Genomic DNA, 25013 nt, shown 5'->3' with positions numbered 1-25013 from the left:
GCGCTTCAAGCCTTTGCCGTGCGCGCGGCCGGCAGGGCCGCCACGTCTGGGTGGGCGATGATGCCGTTCGGCATACGGTCTCGCAATTCGTCTTCCTGCTCGCTCATCACGGCCTTCAGGCGCGTGGCGATGCTGGCCTGCCGGTTGTCATTCGTCACCTTCTGGCCGAAGAGATCAGTCACATAGAAGGTATCGATGACCTTTTCGCCGAAGGTGGTGATGCGGGCGGAATGAATATCGAGCGACAGGTCGGCAATCACAGCCGTCATGTCAGCCAGAAGCCCCGGCCGGTCGAGGCACTCGACTTCGATAACGGTGAACTTGTTGGACAAACCATTCGAGATGGTGACCGAAGGTGGAATGGTGAAGGCGCTTTTCTTCTTGCGGCTTTTGGTGCGTGTGGCAATCATTTCCGGCAGGCGCTGCTTGCCGGACAGAACCTCCTCGATGAGCTTGCCGACATTGTTGCCGCGCCGCGTCTCGTCCTCGTCGATCGGAAATTCGCGGTTGATCAGGATCGTATCGAGCGCCCGCCCGTCGGACGTCGTGAAAATCTGCGCATCGGCGATATTGGCGCCGGCCGCCGCACAGGCGCCGGTGATGATGGACAGCAGACGCGGATGGTCCGGCGCCAGCACGGTGATTTCGGTGATGGCATGGAAGGAATGGGTGCGCACCATGGTCGACAGCGCTTTTTCCTGCTTGTCGGCCTCACGGATGAAGCGGGTGTGGCGCACCTGGTCTTCGAGCGCCACCGTCAGCAGATAGGGCTCGTAGTGCAGCTTGGTGTATTTGCGCCGCGCCTTCTGGCCCCAGTCTTCGAGCGCGTCGTAGAGCGCCTGCCGGGCGATCTGCGCGCGCTCCTTGCGGGAGACCTCCGAGAAGCCGCCCGAGAGCAGCAATTCGGTCTCGTAATAAAGCGAACGCAGCAGCTGCCCCTTCCAGCCGTTCCACACGCCCGGACCAACGGCGCGAATATCGCAGACCGTCAGGATGAGCAGCATCTTCAGCCGCTCCATGGACTGCACCTTGTCGGCAAAATCGGTGATCGTCTTGCGGTCATGCAGATCGCGCGTCTGGGCGACCATGGACATCAAAAGATGCTGCTCGATCAGCCAGACCACCGTTTCGGTCTGCTTGCCGGTGAGGCGAAAACGCTGGCAGAGCTTGCGGGCGACACGCGCGCCGGCAATCGAGTGGTCTTCCTGCCGGCCCTTCGCCACATCGTGCAACAGAACGGCGACATAAAGCGCCTCACGTTCCTCGACGCTCGGCATCAGCTGGTTGGCAAGCGGATGGGCATCGACAGCCGTTCCCTTATCCACTTCCGAGAGCACGCCGACAGAGCGGATCAGATGCTCATCCACCGTATAGTGATGATACATGTTGAACTGCATCATCGCGACGATCTTGCCGAATTCGGGGATGAACTTGCCGAGAACGCCGGCCTCATTCATGCGGCGCAGGGTCAGCGCCGGATCGCGCCGCGACGTCAGGATCGACAGGAAAAGCCGGTTTGCCTCTTCGTTTTCCCGCAGCTCGTCATTGATGAGCGACAGCGAACGCGTGACGACACGCAGCGCATCGGGATGCAGTTCCAGATTGTTGATATCGGCAATGTGGAACAGCCGGATCAGATTGACCGGATCGTTCTTGAAGACATCGGGCTTGGCGAGCGCAATGCGGCCGCGATCCTCAACGAATTCCACCGAGCCGGGAATCTTGCGCACACGGTGGGCGAAGCGGCTGAGAACGCCGGAAAGACCCGGCACATCCTTCGCCTGCCGATCTTCAAGGGCGGCGCAGACGATGCGGGTCAGGTCGCCCACATCCTTCGCCACGAGGAAATAATGCTTCATGAAACGTTCGACGGCGGAAAGGCCGGGGCGCGGCTGATAACCGAGCGCATCGGCGATTTCGCGCTGAATGTCGAAGGAAAGGCGCTCTTCGGCCTTATTGGTGATGAAATGCATCTGGCAACGGACGGCCCAGAGAAAATCATCGGCCTTTTCGAACAGCCTGAGTTCGCGCCGCGACAGGACGCCGAGCTTCACCAGATCGGCCGTATCGCGGACGTGATAATAATATTTGGCGATCCAGAACAGCGTATGCAGGTCGCGCAACCCGCCCTTGCCTTCCTTGACGTTCGGCTCCACCAGATAACGCGTATCGCCCGCCTTGCGGTGGCGCTGGTCGCGCTCGGCGAGCTTTGCGGCAATGAATTCCGGACCGGTGCCGGTGACGACTTCCGACTCGAAGCGTTTTTCAAGATCGTCGGTCAGGGATTTTTTGCCGCAAATCGCCCGCACTTCCAGAATGGCGGTGCGGATCGTCATATCGGATTTGGACAGGCGGATGCATTCATCCACCGTGCGGGTGGCGTGGCCGACCTTGAAACCGAGGTCCCAGAGGAGGTAGAGCACGAACTCCACGGCCTTGTGCATGTCAGGTGTGTTCTTGGCCGGCAGCAGGAACAGGAGATCGATGTCCGATCCCGGCGCCAGCGTGCCGCGACCGTAACCGCCGACCGCAGCGACCGCGATCTGCGGCGTATCTTTCGGATAAACATATTGGCAGGCGAGATCATAGAGGATTTCGATCAGCCGATCTTGAAGCCAGGAAATGCGTCTGGCGCAATCGATGCCGCTGCCATCGGCTTTCAGCAGTTCCCTGGCCTTTTCCCGGCCTTCCGTGCTGGCCTTGCGAAAGATCGGCAGCAGATCGGAGCGAATATCGGCAATGCGTTTGCCGTCTTCCTTGAAGATGATGTCGCATTCGCGCTTCAGCGCCGATACATCGAGAATGTCGGAAAAATCCAGGTCCTTGATGGCCATCTATGCCGGTATCCATGTCCTGTGGGAAATCCCACCACTTGCGATGGGAGTGTCCTATAGCGAGTTTTAAAGGCGATGGACAGGCAATCTATCCCTTCAAGCCTTGCCAAGTTCTTTCTTCAACGCATAGAGCGCATCCAATGCCTCACGCGGCGTCATTTCGTCAGGGTTGAAGCCTTTCAGAGCTTCCTCCAGCTTCGATGGTCCGGCCTTGCGGGTTTCCTCGCGGCGAACCGCGATCTGGAACAGCGGCAGATCGTCGATCAACTGGCTGGCCGGGTTCTTGCGGTCGGCATCTTCGAGCTTCGTCAGCACCTCGCGGGCGCGCTCCACCACCGATGCGGGCAAGCCCGCAAGCCGGGCCACCTGAATGCCATAGGAACGATCCGCAGCGCCCGGTCCGACCTCGTGCAGGAAGATGACGTCGCCTTCCCACTCCTTCACCCGCATCGTGGCATTGGAAAGGCGGCCGAGTTTCTCCGACAGCACGGTCAACTCATGGAAATGGGTGGCGAAGAGACCACGGCAACGATTGACCTCGTGCAGATGCTCCACCGCCGCCCAGGCGATGGAAAGACCGTCAAAGGTCGCCGTGCCACGGCCAATCTCGTCCAGAATGACCAGCGAGCGATCCGTCGCCTGATTGAGAATGGCGGCGGTTTCCACCATTTCCACCATGAAGGTCGAGCGGCCGCGCGCCAGATCGTCCGATGCGCCGACACGGGAAAACAGCCGGTCGACGACGCCGATATGGGCGGCTTCCGCCGGAACGAAGGAGCCGATCTGCGCGAGAATGGCGATTAGCGCATTCTGGCGCAGGAAGGTCGACTTACCGCCCATGTTCGGGCCGGTGAGCAGCCAGATCGCACCGTTCTTGCCGCCATTGACGGCCGACAGATCGCAGTTGTTGGCGATGAAGGGTCCGGCCGACTGCCGCCGCAGCGCCTGCTCCACCACCGGATGCCGCCCGCCCTTGATCGCAAAGGTCATGGAAGCATCGACGATCGGTCGGCAATAGGCCTGTTCGGTTGCGAGATAGGCAAGGCTCGAGGCGACATCGATCACCGCAAGCGCCAGTGCGCCGGCCTTGATCGCTTCCGCCTGCTGCACCACGGCCTTGACCATGCGCTCAAAGGCTTCCAGTTCCATGGTCAAAGCCTGCGCAGCGGCATTGGCGATGCGGCTTTCGAGATCGGCAAGCTCAGTGGTGGTGAAGCGCATGGCGCCTGCCATGGTCTGGCGGTGGATAAAGCGCGCCTTGGCCTCATCCGTCGCCATCATCACATCGGCATTGCCCGCCGTCACCTCGATGAAATAACCCAGCACATTGTTGTGCTTGATCTTGAGCGACTTGATGCCGGTCTCATCGGCATATTTGAGCTGCAACCCGGCAATCACCCGACGCGACTGGTCGCGCAGCGCCCGCACCTCGTCGAGTTCGGGATTGGCGCCTTCACGCAGGAAACCGCCGTCACGCTTCAGAAGCGGCAGATCGTCGGCAAGCATCGAGCCGAGCATGGCTTCCAGCCCGCCGGGCAAGGCTTTCAAATCCTTCAGAGCCGTTGCCAGCTCATCCGGCAACAACCCGTCATCGAGAATGGCCGCTATTTTTTCGGCGGAAACCAGTCCCAGCCGGATGGCGCCGAGATCGCGTGGCCCACCGCGCTCCAGCGCCAGACGCGAAAGCGCACGCGGCATATCGGCGACATGTTTCAGCGCATCACGCAGGCCGTCGCACAGCGAGACGTCATCGATGAGATAGGCGACGGCATCGAGGCGGGCGTTGATCCTTTCCGGGTCGGTCAAGGGCGACATCAGCCGCTCGGCCAGAAGCCGTGCACCGCCGCCGGTTACCGTGCGGTTCAGGGCATGCAGCAGCGATCCGTCCCTTTCGCCCGATAGCGTCTTCACCAGTTCCAGATTGGCGCGGGTGGCGGGATCGATGAAAAGCGTGGAGGCGGCACTTTCACGCTCCGGTGCACCGAGCGGCGGGCGCTCGGCGATCTGGGTCTTCTCGACATAGGCGACGGCAGCGGCGGCGGCCGCCATTTCCACCCGCGAAAAGGCGCCGAAACCATCCAGTGTCGAAACGTTGAAATAACGCGCGATGCGCCCTTCCGCCGTGGCGCTGTCGAAGAGGATCGCCGGCTGCGGCACTGCTACGCGGCCAAGCACATCGAAGACCGGCCGCAGTTCCTCGTCATGGAAAAGGCTATCGGCGACGATCAGCTCACGCGGATCGATGCGCCAGATATCGGCGAGCAGCCGTGTCAGCGTTGTCTCCGCCAGGCGGAAGACGCCGGTGGAAATATCGATCCAGGCGAGCGCAAACTGCGCCTCGGCACTGCCGCGAATGCGGGCAAGCGCCATCAGATAGTTGGATTCCGTCGGTGAGAGCAGTTTTTCTTCAGTCAGCGTGCCGGGCGTGACAAGCCGCACCACATCACGCTTGACCACGGATTTCGATCCGCGCTTCTTGGCTTCCGCCGGATCTTCCACCTGCTCGCAGACGGCGACGCGATAACCGCGCAGGATGAGTTTCTGCAGATAATCATCCGCTGCATGGACGGGAACACCGCACATGGGAATATCGTGCCCCATATGCTGGCCGCGTTTCGTCAACGTGATGCCGAGAGCGCGAGAGGCTTCGACCGCATCGTCGAAGAACAATTCGTAAAAATCGCCCATGCGGTAGAAGAGCAGCGAACCGGGATTGTTCGCCTTGATCTCGATATATTGCTCCATCATCGGAGTGGCCGTCGCGCGGCTCTCTTCCGAGATCAGGGAAGCGGTTGTCAGAACGTCCGTCAATGGCCTGCCGATGTCATATCGTGTTGCGGAAAAGGAGCGCCGACACTAGCGGCAATCTCCACCTTAAGACAACACGCGCAGGGACGCTGCCCACAGGAACATCCCGCCCGGCTGCGCCAAAACCCGGTCAGCCGTTGATGCGCTCGGCCTCGCCACCGTAATAGCTGATGTAACGACCGGCGATGGACGAAACCGGCAGGACTACGAGGACGTCGGTGGTGTTGAAGGCATGGTCCACAACCGCGCCGGAGCCGAACATTGCGCCAAGGCGCATATAGCCCTTTATCAGCGGCGGCATGGCGTTCAGCGCCTTGCGGGCGTTGAGCGCCTCAGCCGGCACGAGGTCCATCTCATGGTAAAGCTCGGGAAGGGCGGAGGCTTCCCACTCACCCTTGGCCACGCAATTATGGTGCAGGAAAGACAGGGCAAGCGCGTGGGCTTCCGGCTGCACGCCGGGGAAGGAGGCACAGCCGATCATGGCATCCATGCGGTGTTTCACGGCATAGGCCCAGTTGCCCTGCCACAGAAGCTCGACGGTGCGCTTGGTGCGATATTCCGGCAGCACGCAGGAACGGCCAAGCTCCATGAAGCGCTTGCCCGGATGGCGCGCAACGAGACCGGCAATATCAAATTCGCTGGCGGAATAAAAACCGTTATTGGCGAGCGCCGTTTCCTGACGCAGAAGACGGTAGGTGCCAACGATCTGGTCCTCGCTGTCGCCTTCGATCGCCTTGTCGAGCACGAGCAGATGATCGCAGACGCTGTCCCAGGCATCGATATCGCGCTTGCGGCGCATCGCTTCTGCCGGAAGGCGCGCCTTCATTTCCTCGACAAAGACCCGGTAACGCACGGATTGTGCGGCATCGATCTCACGCTCATTTCTTGCGAGCCGTGTTTCAAGTGTACCGATACGACCGAAAAGACCCTCATTATCCTGCACAGTCTCAGGACGAGGATGAATGACAACATTGTTTTCACAAATGTCGTGATTGAGTATTTCGGCAACCATGGGGAATCGCTCCGCCACCAAAGAATTTTCCTGTCATAAATCACTAATTGACGACAGAATAGTGACAAAATGCAGCCAGAGCGAGTCTGTTAAATTATGATGGCGACACACGTTTCGCCTCCAGCAGGCGGCGAATTTCCTCGACCAGCCGCCTCGGGTCGGCAGGCTTGGTCAAAACCTTGGCCGCACCGGCCTCCAGCAAGATTTCAGCGGTCGCGGCACTCGCATCGCCGCTCAGCACGATAACGGGAACATTTGCCTCGCCCTTCAGCGTCAGGAGAAGGTCGGGTAACACCTCCAGCCCCTCACCACCCGGCATATTGAGATCGGAAATGATGAGGTGCGGCAATCGAGAGGCGCCCGGCGCCACCGACTGCTGCAGGGCGTGAAAATCGTCAACGGTGCGGACAATAAAGCCGCTTTTTTCGAGCACGGCGCGAATGATGCGGGCATTGACGGCGTCGTCCTCGGCCACGAGGATCTCGATGCCGCTTGCGCCTTCACTCACCCGCGACGAAAACCCCACATCCGGGTGATTGTCGTTGATGGCGTCGCGCCGTTCTATTCCACGCAGGCGGCCGCAAAGGACGTCGATCAGGGATTTTTCGCGCAGCGGCCGGATCAGCCACGCATCGAAGGATACATGCATCGTCGAAGGCCGCTCTTCGGGACTGACCAGCAGCGTGCGGCGAACATTTTGTTGTGGCCACTCCTTCAGATCGTCCCTGAAGAGAGCAGAAATGCGTTGATCGACGATGATATCGGTGAGGCTGGCGGCCAAACTACCCGTCTTGTCCTTCAGCCTTTCCAGATCCTCCGGCTGATGGATGAGAATACATTTGCCGCCGAAAGCCTCTATCGCCTCCATCGTCACCGCTGCCGCCACCCCCCTGGGGGCGACCAGCAGGACATTCGTATGCTGAAGGCAATGACGCCGGCCTTGGTCCGGCATTCCGGCAGGCGCGCTGCCGGGGCGGAAGGCGAGCGTGAAGGTGCTGCCCTTGCCCTTGCGGCTCGATACGGTGAGACTGCCGCCGAATTCCCGCACGATGCGAGCGGAAATGGCCAGCCCGAGTCCGGTTCCTGCACTTCTCTGCGACATGGGGCCAGCCTGCTCGAACTCACCGAAGATACGGGCCTGCTCCGCCGCACTCATGCCCGGGCCGGTATCTTCGACGGTGATCAGCAATTCACCCTCGACCATGCGCGCCCGGATGACGACTCCGCCGTCCCGGGTGAATTTGACGGCGTTTCCAAGCAGGTTGAACAGGACCTGACGCAGCCTTGCCGGATCGAAATCCAGATAATCGGGCACATCGGGCGTGACGAAGGAGGTGATTTCGATGCCCTTTTCATGGGCGCGATGCGCCAGCATCTCGACAATGCTCTCGATCAGCCGTCGCAGGTTCTCCGCCCGCGGATTGAGCTTGAAACGGCCCGCCTCCATGGTCGAATAGTCCAGCAGGTCCTCGACCAGCTGCACCAGCGACTGGCCGGACTGTTTCATGCCATCGAGATAATTCCGCTGCTCTTCATTGAGCTTCGTCTGCGACAGAAGATGGTTCATGCCGAGCATGCCTGACAGCGGCAGGCGGATTTCGTGGCTTACGGTGGCCAGCAATCGCGCTTTTTCGGCATCGGCCTTTTCGGCGCGCAACCGTGCGTCCTCCCTTTCGCCAAGCGCCAGACGCTCTTCGGTCACGTCCCTGGCGATGCTGCTGATAAGAAGACGGCTGCTTGCGAGATCGCGGGTCACGGCATCATGCCAGGAGAAAATGCGCTGGCCAAAGGGGGTCGCGATTTCTACGTCATAAACGTGGGCTTTACCGCCCGGCCGGAACGCGATGCCAATTTCCTCGCAACTCAGTCCCTCGGGAGCCGAGCAACCCGTCATTTCGCGAAAGACGGCGTTCGCCTCGACGATGCGCCGGTCCATGTTACGGATCACGACAATATCGCCCATGGCTTCCTGCATCTCGGCGATCAGCGACCGGTTTTGCATTTGCCGCAGCCGCACATCCGAATAATCGGCTTGCAGTTCGCCGGGCTGAGGGGACGTTTTGCCGAAGAGCGCGTAGAACAGGAGGCCGACGAGCACGGCGGCAAAGAAGGATGCCAGCGCGACGGTGACCGCATAGGGCACCGCGAGCGCAATCAGCGCCGCAGAGAACGCACCGACTGACAAGGAAACGGCGACATGGAGCGCGATCGATCCAGCATTGATCTCACGGGCCGTATCAGTGCGGTGAGGTGTCGCCTTGGCATGATCCATCGGCTGCGCGGCCGGGGCAGCCGCGTGGAGGCCATCTGAAACTCTTTCCCGAAGTCTTGCCGGTTCGCTCATAAACAACCGCTACCACGGCAGCGGTTTTGATATGTTTGGCTGAAACCCTAAAATTTTACTTTTTTGCCGCGCGAGCGTGCAGAAACTCATCCAGAATAACGCAACCCGCACCAATGGTTATGAAAGTGTCGGCCAGATTGAAGACCGCGAAAGACCATGTGTCGGTGTGAAACAGGATATAATCGATGACGTGTCCGTAGAAAAAGCGGTCGAGAAGATTGCCGGCCGCGCCTGCGATGATGAAGGCAAAACCCAGATGAGCAAAGGTTCGGTCCGCCGCCGTCTTGCGCCAGAGCCATAGCACAAAGACCACGATGACGAGCCGCATGCTGACGATGAACCAGCCATGCATGTCAGACAGCATCGAAAACGCCACGCCGAGATTATAGGTGCGGTAAAGCGCCAGGAACGGAACGACCGGCACCATCTCCTGTAACGGCAGATAGGCTTCGACCAGTTGCTTGACGATCTGGTCCAGCACCAGTGCGGCGACGATCAGCGCGAAAGCCGGGCCAAATTTCGAAAACAACGCCGCTTTGGCCATTACTTCACCGGTGTCAGTTCGAGGAGATGTCGCCGCGCTTCGAAAAGCATGACGGCGGTTGCGATGGCGAGATTGAGGCTGTCGGCACGGCCCTGCTGCGGAATGCGGGCCAGCTGGTCGGCCTTGCCGGCCAGTTCCGGCGGCAGGCCCGATTGTTCATTGCCCATCAAGACCACGACCGGCTTGCCGGTGTAGTCGATCTTTCGATAATCCACGGAACCGGCGAGATGGGTGGCGACAACGCTCACATTGGCCGATTTTTTCCAGGAGAGGAACTCCTCGACCGAAGCACGGGCAACAGGCGTGGCGAAAACCGAACCCATGGTAGCGCGAACCGTTTCCAGCGAGAAGGGATCGGTGCAATCGCCGACCAGAATGACGCCCGAAGCGCCTGCCGCATCAGCCGTGCGGATGATGGTGCCGAGATTACCGGGATCGCGGACCCGGTCGAGCGCGATATAGGTCTCGCCCTTTTCCGGGCGAATATCCTTCAGCGATTTCCATTTCTGCTCGAAAATGCCGACGACCATCTGCGGATTGTCGCGGCGGGTGATCGAGGCGATAACCTTTTCGCTGACTTCCAGCACCAGACCGCCGGATGCGACCGTCTTCACCGCCGCCTGCTCCACCAGCGGCTTGCCCTTGGCGGCCTTGGCATAAACCAGCGTCTTGATCGTCCAGCCCAGTTCAAGCGCGTCGATGACCAGCTTCAGGCCTTCCGCCATGAAAGTGCCGGTCTCTTCCCTGCCCTTTTTCTGGGTGAGCGCCTTGATATCCTTGATAATGGGATTGGCAAGGCTGGTCACTTCCTTGACCTGGCCAACCCGGCGCGTCGTGTTTTCGCGCATATCCTTCGTCATTTCGGCTCCCAGCGGCTGAATAGCGATGTGGAAAGCACCCGGCCCGGCGTCTTGCCATCAAGACCGGCCTCGCGAATGACGAGTTCGCCGGATGCGACAACGCCACCGGCGCCACGCATGGTTTCGCGCATCAGTTCGTGCATCGAATAGAAGCTGGCACGGATGGAATAGGCCGTCAGCACAAGGCCGAGCGCTCTGGGCGACAGGATTTCACGGCAGATATCCAGCATCAGCGGCAGATGGTCGAATAATTGCCAGACTTCGCCATGGGTGCCACGGCCGAATTTCGGCGGGTCGGTGAGGATGACGTCATAGGTGCTGCCGCGCCGTTCCTCACGCTGGATGAATTTCATCGCGTCTTCGCAAATCCAGCGGATCGGTGCCTGTTCGAGCCCGGCAAGCGCCTGGTTCTCCTTTGCCCAGCCGATCGCTTTCTTGGAAGCATCGACATGGGTAACTTCGGCGCCCGCAGCCGCCGCGACCAGCGAAGCGACGCCGGTATAACCGAACAGGTTCAGCACTTTCAGCGGTCGGTCGGCGGTCTCGACGGCGTTTTTCAGCCATTCCCAATGGACGATCTGTTCCGGAAAGACACCAACGTGACGGAAAGCGGTGAAACGGCCAAGAAAATCGACCCCGAGCAGGGATAGTGGCCAGGTTTCGCCAAGCGCCGCCTTTGGAAAACGCCAGCGGCCCATGCCGTCCTCATCGGTATCACCCGTGAAAATGGCATCGGCATTCTGCCACACGCGGTCGGGGACCGACGGTTGCCACAGCGCCTGCGCCTCGGGACGGACGACGCGGTATTCGCCGTATTGTTCAAGCTTCAGGCCGTTGCCACTGTCGATCAGGTGAAAATCGCCAGCGCCACTCGATTCCAGAATGACCGGAACCTGTTCTGCGGGACGTTCGCCGGTGCGAGGCTTGAGCGGCCGCGCGGGCACCTGCTCAACGGCTGCCGCCGGCGTAACCTTTTCCCTCGGCGCGGGTTTTGGCACGCTGCGGACTGCGTCCGGCTCGCGCTTTTTCGGTGCCACTTCCGCCCGCCGTGCCGGCTTTGCGGCATGAACCTGTTTTTTCTCGCTCCCGGCACGTGCACGATTGCCCGGCCGGCTGTCTTTTTTCTTCAATGGAAATCTTTCCGCTTCTGCCCGCGTCTTATGGCGCAGCAAATAGCATTCCACGCGCCGCTCGCCTAGAGCCGGAACGAATGTCGGCTACATCACTTTGCCGGGAGTTGACCGACATTGGTAACATGGCCGGTCGCAGCGGCTTTCTGCCGGTTGGCCTCATCATGCCAGCGAACCGCTTCTTTCGCCTCGATACGGGCGCGTTTGCGATGTTTGCCCTGCGCAAACCAGGTGGCCGAAGACCCCAGCAGCACACCGAAAATGACGGCCAGAAACAGGAAGACGAAAAACGGCGCGGTGAAAGAGAGAACGCCATCTTCGGGCCGGAAGGGATTTAACGCCAGCGTCACGGCCTGACGATTGGCAACGCACAGGATGACGAGAATAATCGCCAGCGGAAGCAGGATGATGAGGTTGATGATTTTTTTCGACATCCGAGAATACTCCATCGCTGCGGGGCTCCGCTAGCTCCGTTTCCGGCGCGTGCGTGAGGACGATCAATCGTCCTCTTCGTCACCCATGCCGGGGTTGAGGCGCTCGCGCAGTTCCTTGCCCGTCTTGAAGAAAGGCACCCATTTTTCCTCGACGAAAACCGACTCACCCGTGCGCGGGTTCCGGCCGGATCGCGAAGGACGGTTTTTCACCGAAAATGCGCCGAAACCACGAAGCTCGACACGATTTCCTGCCGCAAGGGCATCGGTGATTTCATCCAGCACCGCATTGACGATGTTTTCCACGTCGCGGTGATAAAGGTGCGGGTTACGCGCAGCAACGATCTGCACCAGTTCAGACTTGATCACGGTTGCCCCCTGAAAGAATTGGATTTTTAACGCGGCTCAACCTGCCAAACGGAAACAAGACCGTCAAGAAACAACTTGTCCGCACCGAGCTGGCCGGGGCCTGCGAAGGGAATTAAATCGTCATATCCCAGAAACTTCGCTATTTGCGCAACACTGAAAAGCGCAAAAGGCGAACGGGACGACGGCGCGCGCCATTCGACGATCGGCAAATCCTTGGCAACACCGCGTGTTTCGAAATAGCCGCGAATTTCCTTTTCGCCGCCCAGCGTATCGACCAGCCTGTTGGCGAGCGCCTGCCTGCCGGTGAAAATCGATCCATCCGCCAGTTTCAGCACATCTTCGCGCGGCAACTTGCGGCGATCGGCCACAAGATCGACGAACCAGCCGTAGCTGTCCATCACCATGGCACGGATCATCGTCTTCGCTTCCTCCGGCGCCTCATGGAAAGGCGAAGGCTCTGCCTTCATCGGCGACGACTTGATTTCCTGAAGCGAGACGCCGAGCTTTTCCATAAGCTGGCCAACCTGCGGATACTGGAAGATCACACCGATCGAGCCGGTGATGGAGGTTTCACCGGCAACAATGGTATCGCCGGCCGACGCGATCATATACCCAGCGGAGGCCGCCAAAGTGCGGACATCGGAGACGACCGGCTTCTTTTCCGCAACGCCGCGAATGGCCTTGAAGATACGCTCGCCGCCATAGGTTGTGCCGCCGGGCGAGGAGATCGAAACAATCAGGCCTTTGACATTGTCGCTCTTGGCAATCTTGTCGAGCCGCTCGAGAAGTTCGGTGTTATCCTGGATCAGACCGGAAACCTCGACACGGGCAATGTGCGGTCTGGCGCTTTGCTGAGGCTCGGTCCATAAAAACCGGTAAAGGCCGAAAATGCCGGCGACGAGCAGGAGAACGGCGGCAACCCGCCAGAAAGTCAGCTTGCGGCGCAATTGCCTGCGATCCGCTATCGCCATATTATCCATCGAAAACCTCTGCCATCCGGCCTTTGAGCGACATGAGCATCACGGCCATATGGTTCTTCTAGCGCGAAGCCGCAAGGAAACAATAAGGAAACCAGAATTACGATAAAATTCGCATTTCCCTTGCACCTTTCCAGACAAAAACCATATTGGCAGGACAAAGCACTCGTGCCAAAGACTTTAAGATAAACATACAAGCTTCAATTGTGCGCCAGAATGGTGCCCAGGAAGTTTCCGGATCCACTCTTATGCTTGAAAGACTTCGCGAACCAGCGCCAGCATTTCCGCTGCCCAATGACCAGAACGGCGCTTACGAGCGCGCGCTCAGGCATTCTGCGCGCGTGAAGCGGCTGAAAATCATCCTGCCCCTCGGCGCGGCGGTCATTTCGCTTGCCTTCATCGCCGTTTCGCTTATCCGGACCTGGGCGCCCGATGAGGTCTCGCTTGAAAGCGCGAGGATCGAGGACGGCAAGATCGTGATGGAAAAACCCGCGGTTGCCGGCCGCAACGAGAAGGGGATCGATTATTCCATGAACGCCGACCGTGCGTTGCAGGATATCGCCAACCCCAACCTCATGACGCTCGAGAAGGTTCTGGCCGCAGTGCCGGTGAACGATGGCGTCGCCCAGGTGATTGCCAAGGAAGGCATTTTCGACAGGGCCACCAACACGCTGAAGATGACAGCACCTTTTGACATCAATCTCAGCAATGGCATACAAGCGAAGTTCCAGTCTGCGGATGTCGATTTGAAGGCCGGAAAAATGAGCAGCCAGGAGCCCGTTTCGATCAAAACAAACGACGGCTCGATTGTTGCGCAATCGATTGATATCGCCGATAATGGCAAGACGATTACATTTTCGGGGCAGGTACGGGCACGTATCGCTGCATCCAATATCAAGAATGAAGGCAAGTGAGAGCCCGGTCCAGATGATGCAAATTTCCCGTCCCGTTTCCATTGGCAAATCCGCGGGCCTTACGGCCTTTGTTTTCTCCTGTCTTGCAACCGTGGCTTTCGCCCAGAACACCACGAGCAACATGCAGGGCGTCAAGCTCTCCGGCGACCAGCCGATCGCCATTGAAAGCGATCAGCTCGAAATCCGGGATCAGGAGCGCAAGGCCTATTTCACCGGTAATGTGAAAGTGGTGCAGGGCACGACCACCCTTCAGGCCGGCAAGATGACGGTGAATTACAAGGGAGAGGGTTCGTCGCTCACCAGCGGCGATGCCAATATCGAAAAAATCTTCGTCGATAATAATGTCTATCTGACGTCCGAGACCCAGAAGGCCACGGCTGATCACGGCGAATTCGACATGGCGGCCCAGACCTTCATCCTGACGGGCAAGCAGGTTGTGCTGTCTGAAGGCACGAATGTCTTCACTGGCTGCAAGCTGACTGTTTTGATGAATACGGGACAGGCGAAGCTCGAAAGCTGCGGCGGCCCCGTTCGGATCATGCTCGATCCGAAATCGCAGAAAAAACAGTAGTCTCACCTCGTGAAGATACCCTCGATCTCAAAAATATTTGGCGGCGGGCGCAACCGATCCGTGGAAGCGACATCGCAAGCCGACAAGGCTCGTTATGAAGGCACCCTGATCGCGCATGGTCTGACGAAGACCTATAATACGCGCCGGGTCGTCAACGGCGTTTCCCTGGTCGTGCGCCGCGGCGAGGCGGTGGGGCTGCTCGGCCCCAACGGCGCGGGCAAAACCACCTGTTTTTACATGATCACCGGCCTCGTGCCCGTCGATACCGGCAAGATCGCCATCAACGGCAATGATGTTACCGGCATGCCGATGTACAGGCGTGCGCGCCTCGGCGTCGGTTATCTGCCGCAGGAAGCCTCGATTTTCCGCGGACTGACGGTGGAAGAAAACATCCGCGCCGTGCTGGAGGTCCACGAACCGGACAGCGTCAAGCGCAACCACAAGCTCGATGAGTTGCTGGAAGAGTTTCATATTGCGCAGCTGCGCAAATCGCCGGCAGTCGCACTTTCGGGTGGTGAACGCCGCCGCCTCGAAATCGCCCGTGCTCTCGCGACCGATCCGACCTTCATGCTCCTGGACGAGCCTTTTGCGGGCGTCGACCCGATTTCCGTCAGCGACATCCAGAATCTTGTCCGGCATTTGACCGCACGCGGGATCGGCGTTCTCATTACCGACCACAACGTCCGCGAAACGCTCGGCCTCATCGACCGTGCTTATATCATCCATGCCGGTGAGGTTCTGACCCATGGCCGCGCGGACGATATCGTCAATAATCCGGACGTTCGCCGCCTCTATCTCGGCAATAATTTTAGCCTGTAGCCCCCGGGCGCGAAAGATTCTTCATCGCGCCCCGCCCTGACGCTTGACCAAACAAGATAAAAAAGCAATTTTTGGGCCAAGTTCTCTTGCCTCCGCAAAATTTATGAAAACTGTGGCAATGGAGAAGCTGTAAGGGGAGTTTCGCGTCCGCCATGGCATTATCTGCCAGCCTTTTGCTGCGTCAAAACCAGTCTCTTGTGATGACACCGCAACTGATGCAGTCCATCCAGCTGCTTCAGATGACGCATTTCGAGCTGACGCAGTTTATTGCGCAGGAGGTCGAACGCAATCCGCTGCTTGAAATTGCGGCAAACGACGGCGATTTGGGCGGTGACAGCCCGGCGGATGCGGAGAATTTCGGCGATGCCGATAGCGAGGCTTCGGATAAATCCGCTGCGATAACGGCTGACAGCGACGACTGGTACGGTGAGCGCGCCGCCAATCTTGGCGAACAGCTGGATACCAGCTTTGAAAACGTCTTTCCCGACGACGGCGAACCCAGAAAAGCCGACGCCCCCGAGCTGGCGGGCCAGTGGAAATCCATGCCCGGACAGGAGTCCGGCGAAGGTTACGATCTCGACGACTTCGTTGCCGCAAAACAGAGCCTTGGTGACCATCTCAATCAGCAATTGCCGCTCGCCATTTCTTCCCCGGAGGAGCGGATGATCGCCGATGCGCTGATCGGCCAGCTCGACGAAACCGGCTATATCGCAACGGATGCTGTGGATGATGTCGCCGAACGGCTGGGAGCAACCCCTTCGGCGGTTGAGCAGGTTTTGAAAACCCTTCAGGGCTTCGATCCTCCGGGCGTGTTTTCCCGCTCGCTGAGCGAATGTCTGGCAATCCAGCTCGCCCAGAAAGATCGGCTCGATCCGGCGATGCGGGCCTTTGTCGACAATCTGGAACTTCTGGCCAAACGGGACTTTGCGGCTCTGAAAAAACTCTGCGGCGTCGATGAAGAAGACCTTCTCGACATGCTGGCGGAAATCCGCACACTCAATCCACGCCCCGGCGCGGGCTACGATTCGACCGTTTCGGAGACAATCGTCCCCGATATCATCGTGCGCCCCTCCTCTACAGGCGGCTGGCTTGTGGAAATCAATCCCGAAACGCTGCCTCGCGTGCTCATCAACCAGACCTATTTCGCCGAGGTCTCACGGCACAAGGTCCGTCAGGGCGAGGATCAGGATTTTCTGGCCGAGTGCATGCAGACTGCACATTGGCTCACCCGCAGCCTGGACCAGCGCGCCCGCACCATCATGAAGGTGGCAACCGAAATTGTTCGCCAGCAGGACGCCTTTCTCGTCAACGGCGTTGATCACCTGCGCCCGCTGAACCTGAAGACGGTGGCCGATGCGATCAAGATGCATGAATCCACCGTCAGCCGCGTGACGTCGAAAAAATACATGCTGACGCCGCGCGGTCTGTTCGAGCTCAAATATTTCTTCAGCGTGTCGATCAGTTCCGTGGAAGGCGGCGACAGCCATTCGGCGGAAGCGGTGCGCCACCGCATCAAGGGCATGATTGCGCAGGAGTCTGCCGACGCCGTGCTTTCCGATGACGATATCGTCGACAATCTGAAAAAGAGCGGCATCGATCTCGCCCGCCGCACCGTCGCCAAATATCGCGAGGCGATGAACATCCCCTCCTCCGTGCAAAGGCGCCGGGAAAAGAAAGCGCTGGCGAGGGCCTCAGCCTACTGAGCAGCGAAAACGATCACGTTTTCAGGGCTTGGCTGCCGCATCCCGGCTGCACCATTGACTCTTGCCACGCCAGGGGCTAGAAGCCCGCCGCACACGTAAGCAAGGTCATTTGTAACGGATTCATCTCCACCGTCCATGGGCGTAAAATTCGAATGGGGGCTTTTTAAGGTCTTCGAAACGCTTGGATGCGCGCGCGGCTTGACGTAAGCTGGTACTCGCAAATCACTACAAAAAGGAAAATTTCCATGAGTGTGCGTGTATCTGGTAAACATATGGAGATCGGTGAATCTTTCCGTCAGCGGATTGAGGACAATATAGGTCTGGCGGTTACCAAATACTTCGATGGGGGGTATTCAGGCCAAGTGACCGTGGAGAAGTCGGGATCGCGTTTTGCCGCCGATTGCAAGCTGCATCTCGATACGGGCGTTGTATTGCATGCGGCGGGTCAGGCAAATGATCCGCAAGCGAGTTTCGATGCCGCCGCAGAGCGGATTGAAAAGCGCCTGCGTCGCTACAAGCGCAAGCTGAAAGACCATCATAGCGGCGCAAATGGCGTGATGCCGGAAATCGCCTATACGGTGATGGATGCTATTCCAGATGAGGATCACGAGGTCCCTGAAGATTACGCACCCACCATCGTGGCAGAGAGTTCGAAACAGATAAAGACAATGTCCGTTGCAAGCGCCGTGATGGCGCTCGACATGACGGACGAACCGGTTCTGCTCTTCCGCAGCCCGGGCAAGGAATATCTCAACATCGTCTACCGACGTCATGACGGCAATATCGGCTGGATCGACGCGGAAACGATCAAGAGCTGAACAGTCTGACAGGACTGTGGGAGGCAGGGCGCGAAAGCGTATCTGCCTCCCACATCGTCTCGATGGCATGAAGGAAAAAGAGAATGGCGTTGGCAGATTTGCTGCAACAAGATGCGATTATTCCCGCCCTCAAGGTGAATTCCAAAAAGCAATTGCTTCAGGAGCTGGCCGCAAAGGCAGCCAGAATTACCGGAGTCTCGGAACGGGAAGTTTTCGACGTCATCCTCCAGCGTGAAAAGCTCGGCTCCACCGGTGTGGGCCACGGCATCGCCATTCCGCATGGCAAGCTCAACAGCATTCATCAGATCACCGGTGTTTTCGCACGTCTTGAAACGCCGGTCGATTTCGAAGCACTGGACGACCAGCCGGTCGATCTGGTTTTCCTGCTGCTCGCGCCCGAGGGTGCCGGCGCGGATCACCTCAAGGCCCTGTCCAGAATTGCGCGCGCCCTGCGCGACCCCGAACTGGTGGCCAAGCTGCGCGCCACCGATTCCGACACGGCAATCTACGCCTTCCTCAATCAGGAGCAGGCGACGGCGGCCTGATCGCCGCTTCCCTGCTGGCCTCAGTTTTCATGACATAAAAAACGCGCCCTTAAGGCGCGTTTTTTATTAGGGTAATGAAGAGAATGCCTCAGGCATCCTTTTCATTGAGAGAAGAGGTGCCCGGCTCGGCCGATGCGGCGGTCTCCGCCTTCGGGCCGCCCTTGGCGACACCGACCATGGCGGGGCGCAGCACGCGATCACCGATGGTGAAACCGGCCTGAACCACCTGAACCACGGTATTGTTCGGAACCGCCGGGTTGGGGATTTCGAACATGGCCTGGTGGAAATTCGGGTCGAACTTCTGGCCTTCAGCATCGATCTTCTTGACGCCGTGGCGTTCCAGCGTCGACAGCATCGAGCGCTCGGTCATTTCCACGCCTTCAATCAGGCCGTTGAGACCAGCTTCGCCATTGGTCTTGAGTTCGTCGGGAATGGCCTCGAGAGCGCGGCGAAGATTATCGGAAACGGCGAGCATGTCGCGCGCAAAACCGGCGAGCGAATAGGACTTGGCGTCCTTGACGTCACGCTCGGTACGGCGACGAAGATTGTCCATTTCGGCTGCGAGGCGCAGGAACTTGTCGCGCAGATCGGCATTTTCAGACTTCAGCAGCTCGACCGGATCGGGTTCGGCGATTTCAGACGGCTCTTCCCCGGCAAGCGTGGGTTCGACAAACTCTTCGGCGACATCAGCGTCAGGTCCGGGCTTTTTTGTATCGTCGGTCATGACGTTCTCCAGATTTGAATGTTGTTGGTTGCGCCCGATATCGAGGTTTGACGGGCAAAAATCAAGGCTTGCGGCGAAAAGCTTGCCGCATTCTCTGGCCTTGCGGGCTTATCCTATCTCTGCTTCCGGGAAAGGCGGGCCATGATCTGCGCAGTATAGTCCACCATAGGTACGATACGGGCGTAATTGAGCCTGGTGGGACCAATGACGCCGACCGCACCCACAACGCGATTTTCCTCATCGCGGTAGGGCGCGACAATCAGCGAGGAACCGGACAGCGAAAACAGCTTGTTTTCCGAACCGATGAAAATCCTGACCCCCGAGCCGCTTTCCGCGAGATTGAGGATTTCGATGAGGTTTTCCTTGCGCTCGAGATCGTCGAACAGCAGGCGCACGCGATCAATGTCTTCCTCACCGGCGAGACCCTCGAGCAGGTTGGAGCGCCCGCGCACGATGAGGCGGCCGAGCTTGCCCTCCTCATTGTCGCCCGCCCAGACAGCCAGGCCGCGCTCGATGAGATCCTGCGCCAACGTGCCGAGCTCCGATTGCAACTCCGCCTGCTGCCTCTGGAACTGAGTTCGCAACTCCTGCAGCGTCTGGCCGGACAGATGCGCATTGATGAAATTCGCCGCCTCTATCAATTGCGACGAGGAAATGCCCGCAGGTAACTCGATGATGCGGTTTTCGACCTGATTGTGGTCGCCCACCAGCACGGCAAGCGCCTTGGTGGGTTCCAGCCGGATGAATTCCACATGTTTGAGGATGACGTCGTTCTTGGCCGTCAGCACGAGGCCAGCGCCGCGCGACATGCCTGATAACATGCGGCTCGCCTCCGTCAGCAGCCCTTCCAGCGATTGCTCGTGGCCGGCGACCGGGCCGATCTGCCGGTCGATGTTTGCCCGTTCCTCAGCAGGCAGATCGCCCACCTGCATGAAGGCGTCAACGAAGAAGCGTAGTCCCGTCTGGGTGGGCAGGCGCCCGGCGCTGATATGCGGCGAATAGATGAGGCCCAGCTCCTCCAGATCGCTCATCACGTTGCGGACGGAAGCCGGCGAGAGCGACATGGGCAGCAGCCGCGACAGGCTGCGCGACCCCAGGGGTTCACCCGTGTCGAGATAACCTTCAACGATGCGCCGGAAAATCTCCCGCGACCGTTCATCCAGCAGCGATGCCTGATCTTTTGAAAGCGGTGCAGAAAAGCCCATCTCGTCCGTTCTTTGTCATCCAAATCCTGTTTGCATCAATATAATGCGTCGCGCCGCCGCGGCAAAACGGAAATTGGCTTTGCAAATGCCCGGGCCTCGCCTTAGAAGGCAGGAACCAACATGGAGAGTGGATCATATGCGGCCTTCAGGCAGAAAAACCGATCAGATGCGCAAGGTTTCCTTCGAGCGCAATTTCTCGAAACATGCCGAAGGCTCCTGTCTGGTCAAATTCGGCGACACGCATGTGCTCGTCACCGCAAGCCTTGAGGAAAAGACGCCGCCGTGGCTGCGCAACAGCGGCAAGGGCTGGGTCACCGCCGAATATGGCATGCTGCCGCGCTCCACCCATGAGCGCATGAAGCGTGAGGCCGCTTCCGGCAAGCAGGGCGGCCGTACCCAGGAAATCCAGCGCCTCATCGGCCGTTCGCTGCGTGCGGTGGTCGACCTGCAGGCGCTCGGGGAGCGCCAGATCAGCATCGACTGCGACGTCATTCAGGCCGATGGCGGCACACGCACCGCCTCGATCACCGGCGCCTGGATAGCCCTCCATGATTGCCTGAAGTGGATGGAAACCCGCAACATGATCAAGGTCGAGAAGGTCCTCAAGGATCATATCGCGGCGATCTCCTGCGGCATCTTCGCAAAACAGCCGGTCATCGATCTCGATTATCTGGAGGATTCCTCTGCCGAGACCGACGCGAATTTCGTCATCACCGGTTCCGGCGGCATCGTCGAGGTTCAGGGAACGGCGGAAGGCGCCCCCTTCTCCGAAGAGGAATTCCTGACGCTGCTTAGCCTTGCCAAGACGGGCTGCGGCGAACTGGTCGCCCTTCAGAAACAGGCGATCGCCTGAGCCACGGGAAAACGTCATGCGCAAGCTCGATACCAGAACGATCGTCGTCGCCAGCCACAACAAGGGCAAGATCGCCGAAATCGCTGACCTGATCGGACCTTTCGGTTTCTCTGCCAAGTCGGCTGCCGAGCTGAATTTCGAAGAGCCGGAAGAAACGGGCACCACCTTTGAGGACAATGCCGCCATCAAGGCGCTTGCCTCCGCAAAGGCATCGGGTCTGCCCGCCTTGTCCGACGATTCCGGTCTGGTCATCGATGCGCTGGATGGAGCACCGGGCGTCTATACCGCCAATTGGGCGGAAACGGCCGATGGCACGCGCGACTTCGCCATGGCGATGCAGAAGGTCGAGGATGCGCTTGCCGAGCGTGGCGCATCAAAGCCGGAAGATCGCACGGGGCGCTTCGTGAGCGTGCTTTGCCTCGCCTGGCCGGATGGGCATGTCGAATATTTCCGTGGCGAGGTGGAGGGCACTGTGGTGTGGCCGCCGCGCGGAACGAGTGGTTTCGGTTATGACCCCGTCTTCAAACCTGAAGGCTATGACACTACATTCGGTGAGATGACGGCGGACGAAAAACACGGCTGGAAGCCGGGTGACGCGGCAGCGCTGTCGCATCGCGCCCGCGCCTTTAAAAAATTCGTAGAAACCTGCCTGGAGGCATGAACCCGATGGTCGGGGAGCATCATTTTTCTGCCCCCGGCGCATCGCTTCTGCCGGATACGGGCGATCCCGGCTTCGGGATCTATCTGCATTGGCCCTTCTGTGCGGCCAAATGTCCCTATTGTGATTTCAACAGCCATGTCCGCCACCGCCCGGTGGATCAGGAACGATTTACGGCTGCCTTTCTCCGTGAAATGGAACATATGCGGGCATTGAGCGGCCCGCGCGTCGTCACCAGCATCTTCATGGGCGGCGGCACGCCATCGCTGATGGACCCGCAGACGGTCGCAGCACTTCTTGATGGCGTCTCACGCTTCTGGCATGTGCCCGACGGTATCGAGATCACGATGGAGGCGAACCCTTCCAGCGTTGAGGCGGAGCGCTTTCGCGGTTACCGGGCAGCGGGTGTCAACCGCGTCTCGCTCGGCGTACAGGCGCTGAACGATCGCGATCTGAAGTTCCTCGGCCGCCTGCATGATGTTGCCGATGCCTTGAAAGCCATACGGCTGGCGCGGGAGATTTTTCCGCGCATGTCCTTCGATCTCATCTACGCCCGCCCGAACCAGACGGTGGCCGAATGGGACGCCGAACTGAAGGAGGCGGTTTCCTATGCCGTCGACCATCTGTCGCTCTACCAGTTGACCATTGAGGAAGGCACACCCTTTTACGGGCTGCACAAGGCAGGCAAGCTCATCGTGCCGGATGGAGAGCATTCGGCCGTGCTTTATGAGGCGACGCAGGAAATCACCGAGCGTTACGGCATGCCGGCCTATGAGGTTTCCAACCATGCCCGGCCTGGCGCGGAAAGCCGCCATAACCTCACCTATTGGCGTTATGGCGATTATGCCGGCATTGGGCCCGGCGCGCATGGACGCCTGACGAGAGGCGCTTCCAAGCTCGCAACCGCCACCGAGCGGCATCCGGAAAACTGGCTCGAAACCGTTGAGCGGGAAGGCCATGGCATGGTCGACCAGGAAATGCTCGGCGTGGATGAGCAGGCAGACGAATTGCTGCTGATGGGGCTTCGCCTGCGCGAGGGTATCGATCTTGCCCGCTGGAGCGACCTCTCCGGCCGCGATCTCGACCCGGAAAAGGAAGAATTCCTTCTCCAGCACGGTTTCGTGGAAAGGCTCGGCAATTCCCGCCTGCGCTGCACGCCTTCCGGCATGCTCATTCTGGATGCGGTGGTGGCCGATCTCGCCTGCTGACCTGCGGGACCCGAAAAGCCAATAAAAAAGCGGCCCATAGGCCGCTGAGAGTAATAACACAGTCCGAAAACCTCTCCTCGCGTCGTGCTCGGGCCTGTCCCGAGCATCTGCAAACGATTGACTTTCCGAAACGTGGTTGAATCCTCGGGACGAGCCCGAGGATGACATCGCGTGTCAGGATATGATTGTCAAAAGGCTGAAGCGGCCCGAAGGCCGCTTTTATTAGGCGTTGTTCTCGTTGATCAGGCGCTTCAGCAGCTCAACCTCATGGCCGAGCTTGGTATCGCCGGAAATCAATTCCTCGATCTTTCGCACCGCGTGGAGAACCGTGGTGTGGTCGCGACCGCCGAAACGGCGACCGATCTCGGGGAAGGAACGCGGCGTCAGCATCTTGGCCAGATACATGGCGATCTGGCGCGGCTTAACGATGACGCGTGTACGGCGGTTGGATACCAGCTCCTGCCGCGACACATTATAGTGCTTGGCGACGATGCGCTGAATATCCTCGATGCGGACGCGTTTGGCCTCACCGCTTCCGACGAGGTGCGACAGCAGCTCATCGACGCGGTCAACCGAGAGGTTCGGCTCGAAAGAGCGACGGAACATCAGCTGGTTGAAGGCGCCTTCAAGCTCACGCCCGCTTGCCGTCACGCTTTTGGCAACGTGGGTCAGGATTTCGTCCGAAATCTCGAAAGACGGATCGTCCTGACGCGCCGAACCCATGCGACGGTTGAGCATTTCATAACGCATGTCGTAGTCGGGACCTTCGATCTCGATGGCCATACCGCCCTGAAGACGCGAACGGACACGCGGATCGAGCGATTCCAGCTCCCAGGGCGCCCGGTCAGCAGCGACCACGACCTGCTTGGCGCTGTCGAGCAGCATGTTCAGCAGGTGGCAGAATTCGTGCTGGATCATCTTACCCTGCAGGAACTGCATGTCGTCGATGACGAGCAGATCGATATTGCGCAGCGTGTCCTTCAGCGTCAGCGCGTCATTGTCGCGGATCGCGGTCGCGAAACGCCACATGAAATATTCGGCCGTCAGATAGACCACGCGTGGATTGCGCGGGCTGTCGATGGCGGCATTGGCAATCGCCTGCAGAAGATGCGTCTTGCCGAGGCCGACGCCCGCATGGATGAACAGCGGGTTGAAGCGCACGGCGCCAGCACCCGCTTCCGCGATTGTCTTCGCCGCCGCAAGAGCCACACGGTTAGACGAGCCTTCGACAAAGGTATCGAAGGTGAAACGTGTATCAAGCGGTGAGCCGAATAGCGGGCCGGAGCTACCCTGACGCAGGGTTGCCTGGGCCGCCGCGGGCTGCGCAGCAGGCGTCGTCGCGGGCTGCGACGGAATGAAGGACTTGTTGCGCGCAACAGTGCCCATGTCCTGAACCGGCTGCACCCTCTCCTCGGCCTGCGCGGGACGGACCGGACGGCTGGCAGAGCGGACAAGAATTTCCACCTTCAGCACATCCGCATCCTCGCTTTGCACGAGGTTGGTGATCAGATCCATATAACGGTTGTTGATCCAGGACTTCAGAAATGTCGTCGGAACGGTAAAACGGACGACGCTTTTCGAAACGGAATGGAGTTTGAGCCGTGCAAACCAGCTTGCATAGACCTCGGGACCAACCTGTGCCTTGAGCCGCGCGCTAAAACGTTCAAACAGCGCATCGTGCTTCAT

Annotated in this window: 22 protein-coding genes; 9 read left to right on the top strand and 13 right to left on the bottom strand. The window is 59.3% G+C overall.

Features of this window, described 5'->3' with window-relative positions:
* Positions 1–5 precede the first annotated feature (5 nt).
* From FY152_00110 to sppA, 10 genes are all read right to left on the bottom strand, one after another.
* Positions 6–2834 (bottom strand): [protein-PII] uridylyltransferase, encoded by a 2829-nt coding sequence (locus tag FY152_00110; protein UXS30567.1) that lies wholly within the window; start codon positions 2832–2834, stop codon positions 6–8.
* A gap of 96 nt (positions 2835–2930) precedes the next feature.
* A complete protein-coding gene (gene mutS / locus FY152_00105; protein ID UXS30566.1) occupies positions 2931–5645 on the bottom strand; it encodes a DNA mismatch repair protein MutS in 2715 nt (904 codons plus the stop codon).
* Positions 5646–5772: 127 nt separating this feature from the next.
* The gene (locus FY152_00100; GenBank protein UXS30565.1) at positions 5773–6654 is read right to left on the bottom strand and encodes a GNAT family N-acetyltransferase; all 882 of its coding nucleotides are present in this window, start codon (positions 6652–6654) and stop codon (positions 5773–5775) included.
* 94 nt (positions 6655–6748) lie between these two features.
* The gene (locus FY152_00095; protein UXS30564.1) at positions 6749–8998 is read right to left on the bottom strand and encodes a response regulator; all 2250 of its coding nucleotides are present in this window, start codon (positions 8996–8998) and stop codon (positions 6749–6751) included.
* Between the two features lie 55 nt (positions 8999–9053).
* Positions 9054–9542 carry a signal peptidase II gene (locus tag FY152_00090; GenBank protein ID UXS30563.1) on the bottom strand — a complete coding sequence of 163 codons (489 nt, stop codon included), beginning with the start codon at positions 9540–9542 and terminating at the stop codon, positions 9054–9056.
* Positions 9542–10402: an RNA methyltransferase gene (locus FY152_00085; GenBank protein ID UXS30562.1), complete on the bottom strand. Its 861-nt coding sequence runs from the start codon at positions 10400–10402 to the stop codon at positions 9542–9544. Before FY152_00085 ends, FY152_00090 begins: the two co-directional genes overlap by 1 nt.
* Positions 10399–11532 carry a class I SAM-dependent rRNA methyltransferase gene (locus FY152_00080; protein UXS30561.1) on the bottom strand — a complete coding sequence of 378 codons (1134 nt, stop codon included), beginning with the start codon at positions 11530–11532 and terminating at the stop codon, positions 10399–10401. The genes FY152_00085 and FY152_00080 overlap by 4 nt, the downstream gene beginning before the upstream one ends.
* A 92-nt stretch (positions 11533–11624) precedes the next feature.
* Entirely contained in the window at positions 11625–11966 is a 342-nt protein-coding gene (locus tag FY152_00075) for a LapA family protein (protein UXS30560.1), read from the bottom strand.
* A 63-nt stretch (positions 11967–12029) separates the two neighbouring features.
* Positions 12030–12332 carry an integration host factor subunit beta gene (locus tag FY152_00070; protein ID UXS30559.1) on the bottom strand — a complete coding sequence of 101 codons (303 nt, stop codon included), beginning with the start codon at positions 12330–12332 and terminating at the stop codon, positions 12030–12032.
* A 26-nt stretch (positions 12333–12358) separates the two neighbouring features.
* On the bottom strand, positions 12359–13312 hold the full coding sequence (sppA, locus tag FY152_00065; protein UXS30558.1) for a signal peptide peptidase SppA: 954 nt from the start codon (positions 13310–13312) through the stop codon (positions 12359–12361).
* A 245-nt stretch (positions 13313–13557) separates the two neighbouring features.
* Here sppA and FY152_00060 point away from each other — a divergent pair, with 245 nt between their 5' ends.
* From FY152_00060 to ptsN, 6 genes are all read left to right on the top strand, one after another.
* Positions 13558–14223: an LPS export ABC transporter periplasmic protein LptC gene (locus FY152_00060; protein ID UXS33166.1), complete on the top strand. Its 666-nt coding sequence runs from the start codon at positions 13558–13560 to the stop codon at positions 14221–14223.
* A gap of 13 nt (positions 14224–14236) precedes the next feature.
* The gene (locus FY152_00055) at positions 14237–14794 is read left to right on the top strand and encodes a hypothetical protein (GenBank protein UXS30557.1); all 558 of its coding nucleotides are present in this window, start codon (positions 14237–14239) and stop codon (positions 14792–14794) included.
* Positions 14795–14854: 60 nt separating this feature from the next.
* Positions 14855–15613 carry an LPS export ABC transporter ATP-binding protein gene (lptB, locus tag FY152_00050; GenBank protein ID UXS30556.1) on the top strand — a complete coding sequence of 253 codons (759 nt, stop codon included), beginning with the start codon at positions 14855–14857 and terminating at the stop codon, positions 15611–15613.
* Positions 15614–15765: 152 nt separating this feature from the next.
* Positions 15766–17316: an RNA polymerase factor sigma-54 gene (rpoN, locus tag FY152_00045; protein ID UXS30555.1), complete on the top strand. Its 1551-nt coding sequence runs from the start codon at positions 15766–15768 to the stop codon at positions 17314–17316.
* A 245-nt stretch (positions 17317–17561) separates the two neighbouring features.
* The gene (gene raiA / locus FY152_00040) at positions 17562–18134 is read left to right on the top strand and encodes a ribosome-associated translation inhibitor RaiA (protein ID UXS30554.1); all 573 of its coding nucleotides are present in this window, start codon (positions 17562–17564) and stop codon (positions 18132–18134) included.
* 83 nt (positions 18135–18217) lie between these two features.
* Positions 18218–18679 carry a PTS IIA-like nitrogen regulatory protein PtsN gene (ptsN, locus tag FY152_00035; GenBank protein ID UXS30553.1) on the top strand — a complete coding sequence of 154 codons (462 nt, stop codon included), beginning with the start codon at positions 18218–18220 and terminating at the stop codon, positions 18677–18679.
* An 88-nt stretch (positions 18680–18767) separates the two neighbouring features.
* Here ptsN and grpE read toward each other — a convergent pair whose 3' ends face one another.
* Both grpE and hrcA read right to left on the bottom strand, forming a co-directional pair.
* A complete protein-coding gene (gene grpE, locus FY152_00030; GenBank protein UXS30552.1) occupies positions 18768–19403 on the bottom strand; it encodes a nucleotide exchange factor GrpE in 636 nt (211 codons plus the stop codon).
* Positions 19404–19516: 113 nt separating this feature from the next.
* Positions 19517–20608 carry a heat-inducible transcriptional repressor HrcA gene (gene hrcA / locus FY152_00025; GenBank protein UXS30551.1) on the bottom strand — a complete coding sequence of 364 codons (1092 nt, stop codon included), beginning with the start codon at positions 20606–20608 and terminating at the stop codon, positions 19517–19519.
* Positions 20609–20744: 136 nt separating this feature from the next.
* Here hrcA and rph point away from each other — a divergent pair, with 136 nt between their 5' ends.
* The 3 genes from rph to FY152_00010 are packed head-to-tail and all read left to right on the top strand — an operon-like array spanning position 20745 to position 23327.
* Entirely contained in the window at positions 20745–21461 is a 717-nt protein-coding gene (gene rph, locus FY152_00020) for a ribonuclease PH (GenBank protein ID UXS30550.1), read from the top strand.
* A 16-nt stretch (positions 21462–21477) separates the two neighbouring features.
* A complete protein-coding gene (gene rdgB, locus FY152_00015; GenBank protein UXS30549.1) occupies positions 21478–22122 on the top strand; it encodes an RdgB/HAM1 family non-canonical purine NTP pyrophosphatase in 645 nt (214 codons plus the stop codon).
* 5 nt (positions 22123–22127) lie between these two features.
* Positions 22128–23327, top strand: a complete 1200-nt coding sequence (locus FY152_00010) for a coproporphyrinogen III oxidase (protein ID UXS33165.1) — start codon at positions 22128–22130, stop codon at positions 23325–23327.
* A 222-nt stretch (positions 23328–23549) separates the two neighbouring features.
* Here the strand turns inward: FY152_00010 and dnaA are convergent, their stop codons facing one another.
* Entirely contained in the window at positions 23550–25013 is a 1464-nt protein-coding gene (dnaA, locus tag FY152_00005; protein UXS30548.1) for a chromosomal replication initiator protein DnaA, read from the bottom strand.

This window comes from Agrobacterium tumefaciens, assembly GCA_025560025.1.
In the GTDB taxonomy this organism is placed as follows: Bacteria; Pseudomonadota; Alphaproteobacteria; order Rhizobiales; family Rhizobiaceae; genus Agrobacterium.
This window is presented reverse-complemented; position numbering and strand designations above follow the sequence as displayed.

What these genes read in the sequence shown, in the direction of transcription:
- FY152_00090 (UXS30563.1), bottom strand. Translation starts at nt 9,542, where the DNA reads ATGGCCAAAGCGGCGTTGTTTTCGAAATTTGGCCCGGCTTTCGCGCTG.
- raiA (UXS30554.1), top strand. Translation starts at nt 17,562, where the DNA reads ATGAGTGTGCGTGTATCTGGTAAACATATGGAGATCGGTGAATCTTTC.
- FY152_00075 (UXS30560.1), bottom strand. Translation starts at nt 11,966, where the DNA reads ATGTCGAAAAAAATCATCAACCTCATCATCCTGCTTCCGCTGGCGATT.
- rph (UXS30550.1), top strand. Translation starts at nt 20,745, where the DNA reads ATGCGGCCTTCAGGCAGAAAAACCGATCAGATGCGCAAGGTTTCCTTC.
- FY152_00095 (UXS30564.1), bottom strand. Translation starts at nt 8,998, where the DNA reads ATGAGCGAACCGGCAAGACTTCGGGAAAGAGTTTCAGATGGCCTCCAC.
- hrcA (UXS30551.1), bottom strand. Translation starts at nt 20,608, where the DNA reads ATGGGCTTTTCTGCACCGCTTTCAAAAGATCAGGCATCGCTGCTGGAT.
- dnaA (UXS30548.1), bottom strand. Translation starts at nt 25,013, where the DNA reads ATGAAGCACGATGCGCTGTTTGAACGTTTTAGCGCGCGGCTCAAGGCA.
- FY152_00055 (UXS30557.1), top strand. Translation starts at nt 14,237, where the DNA reads ATGATGCAAATTTCCCGTCCCGTTTCCATTGGCAAATCCGCGGGCCTT.
- FY152_00110 (UXS30567.1), bottom strand. Translation starts at nt 2,834, where the DNA reads ATGGCCATCAAGGACCTGGATTTTTCCGACATTCTCGATGTATCGGCG.
- FY152_00060 (UXS33166.1), top strand. Translation starts at nt 13,558, where the DNA reads ATGCTTGAAAGACTTCGCGAACCAGCGCCAGCATTTCCGCTGCCCAAT.
- rdgB (UXS30549.1), top strand. Translation starts at nt 21,478, where the DNA reads ATGCGCAAGCTCGATACCAGAACGATCGTCGTCGCCAGCCACAACAAG.
- ptsN (UXS30553.1), top strand. Translation starts at nt 18,218, where the DNA reads ATGGCGTTGGCAGATTTGCTGCAACAAGATGCGATTATTCCCGCCCTC.
- FY152_00010 (UXS33165.1), top strand. Translation starts at nt 22,128, where the DNA reads ATGGTCGGGGAGCATCATTTTTCTGCCCCCGGCGCATCGCTTCTGCCG.
- grpE (UXS30552.1), bottom strand. Translation starts at nt 19,403, where the DNA reads ATGACCGACGATACAAAAAAGCCCGGACCTGACGCTGATGTCGCCGAA.
- FY152_00085 (UXS30562.1), bottom strand. Translation starts at nt 10,402, where the DNA reads ATGACGAAGGATATGCGCGAAAACACGACGCGCCGGGTTGGCCAGGTC.
- rpoN (UXS30555.1), top strand. Translation starts at nt 15,766, where the DNA reads ATGGCATTATCTGCCAGCCTTTTGCTGCGTCAAAACCAGTCTCTTGTG.
- sppA (UXS30558.1), bottom strand. Translation starts at nt 13,312, where the DNA reads ATGGATAATATGGCGATAGCGGATCGCAGGCAATTGCGCCGCAAGCTG.
- FY152_00100 (UXS30565.1), bottom strand. Translation starts at nt 6,654, where the DNA reads ATGGTTGCCGAAATACTCAATCACGACATTTGTGAAAACAATGTTGTC.